The 3,824-nt window shown below is 71.8% G+C and carries 5 protein-coding genes; 2 read left to right on the top strand and 3 right to left on the bottom strand.

Going from position 1 to position 3,824, the window contains the following annotated elements:
- Positions 1 to 601: HAD hydrolase family protein (locus AC08ON_RS04675; protein ID WP_476616519.1), on the top strand; the 601-nt coding region annotated here is incomplete at its 5' end.
- Between the two features lie 67 nt (positions 602 to 668).
- Here the strand turns inward: AC08ON_RS04675 and AC08ON_RS04670 are convergent.
- Positions 669 to 2,192: an alpha,alpha-trehalose-phosphate synthase (UDP-forming) gene (locus AC08ON_RS04670; RefSeq protein ID WP_476606525.1), complete on the bottom strand. Its 1,524-nt coding sequence runs from the start codon at positions 2,190 to 2,192 to the stop codon at positions 669 to 671.
- 171 nt (positions 2,193 to 2,363) lie between these two features.
- Between AC08ON_RS04670 and AC08ON_RS04665 the strand changes: the two genes are divergently transcribed.
- A complete protein-coding gene (locus AC08ON_RS04665; protein ID WP_160172359.1) occupies positions 2,364 to 2,528 on the top strand; it encodes a hypothetical protein in 165 nt (54 codons plus the stop codon).
- A gap of 54 nt (positions 2,529 to 2,582) precedes the next feature.
- On the opposite strand, the gene otsB is transcribed toward AC08ON_RS04665, so the two are convergent.
- On the bottom strand, positions 2,583 to 3,431 hold the full coding sequence (gene otsB / locus AC08ON_RS04660) for a trehalose-phosphatase (protein ID WP_476606524.1): 849 nt from the start codon (positions 3,429 to 3,431) through the stop codon (positions 2,583 to 2,585).
- A 69-nt stretch (positions 3,432 to 3,500) separates the two neighbouring features.
- A partial coding sequence (locus AC08ON_RS04655; RefSeq protein ID WP_476616518.1) for a LytR C-terminal domain-containing protein occupies positions 3,501 to 3,824 on the bottom strand: 324 nt, incomplete at its 5' end.

Raw genomic sequence — 3,824 nt, 5'->3', positions numbered from 1 at the left:
TGCGGACGGGTTCATCGGGGAGCTCGGCGCGATCGTCGGCTGGAACGAGGGGCGCGACAGCGAGATCCTGCGCGGCGCGATGCCGCCCGACTTCGACCAGGTACCGGAGTACCTGCTCGACCGGATGGTCGAGCGCTACCCCGGGCGGCTGGAGCTGCACACCCCCTGGCACTCCGGCCGGGAGGTCGACGTCATGCTTCGCGGGAAGATCGACGTGTCGGAGGTCGACGGCTGGCTCGCCGAGACCGGATTCCCCTGGTTGAGCATGCGTGACAACGGGCTGATCTCGCCGGTCCACATGCCTGATCTTGGGGTGAATCCGCACGTCTACCATCTGGTCCCGGACGGTGTGGGTAAGGGGGACGCGGTCGCCTACGACCTCAAGCGGCGCGGGGTGTCACCGGCCGAGGCGATCGCCATCGGCGATTCCGCCAGCGACCTGGCCATGGCTCCCCATGTCGGGCGGATGCACCTGGTCGCGAACGCGGTGCGGCACCCGGACATCGCCGCCCTGCTGACGCGGTACGACAACGTCACGGTCGAGGCGGGCCCGGTCGGCGCCGGCTGGGCCAGCGCGGTGCGAGCGGCCGCCGCCGTCTGAACGCCGCCGTCTGAACGCGGTCCGCGCGTCGACGTTCGGCCCCGGCAGGGCAGGGCAGACCGGACGGTCACCGGTCGGCGGCGAGGGCGTGCAGTTGGTCGGCGAACCAGAGCTGGGGCGGTAGCCGCCCGGCGACGGCGGCCAGCTCCTCGGCGCGCCGACGCCGTTCGGGGGCGGGCATCGTCAGGGCGGCGTGCAGGGCCCGCGCGGTCGCCTGGATGTCGAACGGGTTGACGACCAGCGCCGCCGTGCCCATCTCCGCGCAGGCTCCGGCCTCCCGGGAGAGCACGAGGACGGCATCCCTGGTCGAGACGATCGGCCCCTCCTTGGCGACGAGGTTCATGCCGTCCCGGATCGGGTTGACGACGAGCACCTCCGCGAGCGAGAGGGCCGCGATCGACCGAGGGTAGTCGTCGGTGATCTCCAGCCGCAGCGGCAGCCAGGTGTCCGTGGCAAACTCGTCCTCGATCTCCGCGGCCAGGCGCTGCACCGCGGCGGTGTACTCCCGGTACTCCGGCAGATCGTGCCGTGACGGGTAGGCGCAGACCAGGTGCATCACCTTGCCGCGCCATTCCGGACGGGTGCGCAGCAGCTCCCGGTAGGCGTCGAGACCGCGGACGATGTTCTTGGACAGCTCGGTGCGGTCGACCCGGACGATGAGCCGCCGCCCGCCGGCCAAGTCGACCAGCTCGGCGGCCCGGGCGGCTACGTCGGTGGCGGCGGCCCGGCCACGCAGCTCGTCCGCGCTGACGCCGAGCGGATGCACCCCGATCCGCACCGTTCGGTGCCGCCCGGCTCCCCGTCCCGACCCGGCCGTCCCGATGGTCACCGCCCGCCGGTCGATCCGCAGTCCGAGAAGGTCGCGGCAGCATTCCTGGAACGCGTCGGCCCAGGCGTCGGTGAGGAACCCGAGCCGGTCGGCGCCGAGCATGCCGCGCAGGATCTGTTCGCTGACCTCGTCCGGGAGTATCCGGAAGTACTCCGGCGGTGCCCAGGGAGTGTGGCTGAAGTGGGCGATCCGCAGGTCCGCCCGCAGCGCCCGCAGCCGGGCGGCGACCAGGGTCAGGTGGTAGTCCTGGATCAGCACCGAGGCGCCCGGGGCGGCCTCGTGCGCGAGGGCCTGGGCGAACATCTCGTTGTAGGTCTCGTACGCCTGCCAGTCGCGGCGGAACGCCGGGCCGAAGACCGGCTGCGACGCCGGCGCGTAGAGCAGGTGGTGGATGAACCAGAGCGTGCGGTTCGCGACCGCGTTGTAAGCGCGGTCGAAAACGACCTGGTCGACGTCGAGCATCCGGACGGCGGTGCCGTCGGTGTCGTGGCCGGCAAGATCGAGGCGGCCGGCAGGCGCGGAACGCGCCGCCCGGCGATCGGCGTCACTGAGGGCGGCACACACCCACGCCATCGGACCGTCACCGTTGTCGGCCGCCACCCGGCTGAGGCCACTGACGAGGCCGCCGGCGCCCCGCCGGATCCGCAGCCTCCCGTCGTCCCCGACGGCGAACGCCACCGGCCCCCGGTTGGAGGCGACCAGCACCCGCGCGGTGCCGGTCGGCCACAGCCGCGGCAGGGTGTCTTCCTCGGCTCCCGGCATCCGACGCACACTGCGGAGAGTAGGCCATCCGCTCAGCCCTGTACGCTGGTCCATCAAGATCGTATTTTTGGGCGGCGTGAGGCTCACGAATCGGCGACAGATATCTCACGGAAATGCCCCTGGCTCAGGTTTTCCATCCAGAGAAATCACGTACAGTAATGAATCATCGAGTTGGTGGCGCTGACGAACACGCACCGGCGGGTCGTCGGCATTGAGATGCTGGTCGGCCCGAACCGGCCGTACGGCGGTGGCGCCGAGCCCACCCTGACGGCGTGGATCCGCCTGCGGGAGGACGACCACCCGCCGGACACGAACCGGCTGATGCGGGTGGGATGAGCCCCGGGCGGGCTGAGTGCGCCCTGCGGGGATGAGCGAACAGGGCGCGGGCGGTCAGCCGCTGAGCCGCTCGACCAGCACCTCCAGCAGGGCGACCATCCCGGGGGGCCCGCCCACGACCAGGTCGGCGCGTTCGCGGATCACGTCCGGGACCTCCGGGCTGTCGCTGCACACGGTGATGCCGGGCAGCCCGCCCGCCCGTAGCTCGTCGACGGCCTCGAATGCCGGCAGATCGCCGTAGTCGTCCCCGGCGACCAGCACCGAGCGCGCCTGGCAGGCCGCGATGAGCCTGCGCAGCGCACCGCCCTTGTCGTGCCCGGGCGGACGCAGCTCCAGTACTCGCTTGCCCGGTGCCGCCTCCAGCCCATGGTCTTCGGCGAGGGCCGTCAACGCCGGCGTGAGCGCGGCGAGCGCCGAGTCCGGATCGGCGGTGCGCCGCACGTGTACCACCAGCGCCTGGTGCTTGTCCTCGACGGCGGTGCCGACCGGGGCGTCGCGGAGCAGTTCGGGCAGCGCCGCGCGGACCGCGGCGACACCGGGCAGCGGCTCGGGACTGCTGATCGCGCGGCTGCCCGAGTCCCAGCGTTGCAGTCCGTACTGGCCAAGGATGATCAGGTTTCCGAAGTCAGGGATCTTCTCCAGCCCGGTCAGTTCCAGCAGAGAGTCCACCGGCCGTCCGGTGATGACGGCGAGGGTGCCGATCTCATGGGAGATCCGGCGCAGCGCATCCATCGCCCCCGGCGCCGGGACGGCGTCCGACGGCCGCGGGACGATCGGCGCGAGGGTGCCGTCGTAGTCGAGGGCGATCAGGGCGCGTTCGGGCGCGGTGAGCAGGGCTGCGAGTCCAGCGCCCCCGGCGGGTGTGCGGGGGGCGGGTGGGCTGTTCGGCGCGGATTCGGTCACTGGGCCTTCCTCGGTCACGGGTCGAGGTGGTCGGGCGCCGGTGAGGAGCGCGGCGCGGCGGTCAAGTGATCATTTTTCCGGATGGGCGGGGAAGTCGCGGGTGATCACCAGGATCAGCGTGTCGGTGGAGACGATTCTGGTCTTCGACCGGGGCACGATGCTCTCGATGCCCGGCATCGCCTCCTTCAGGGCGCGGGCGGCGTCGGCGTCGGCGTCGTCGTAGAAGACCGTCGTCACCGGGACGTTGTAGATCGACTGGTAGTTGCCCACCCGCTCGACCCGGAACCCGGCCGACTCGACCTGCTTGGCGGCCACCTCGGCGAGTCCGGCGATCCGCGAGTTGTTCAGGACGACCACCGGGGCTGTGGCCTTTGGTCCCGGCGGGGCCGGCGG

This window comes from Frankia sp. CoWAU3 (assembly GCF_977971855.1).
Note: the sequence above shows the minus strand (reverse complement) of the source record. Positions and strands in the feature narration are given on the sequence as shown.

What these genes read in the sequence shown, in the direction of transcription:
- AC08ON_RS04670 (WP_476606525.1), bottom strand. Translation starts at nt 2,192, where the DNA reads ATGCCGGGAGCCGAGGAAGACACCCTGCCGCGGCTGTGGCCGACCGGC.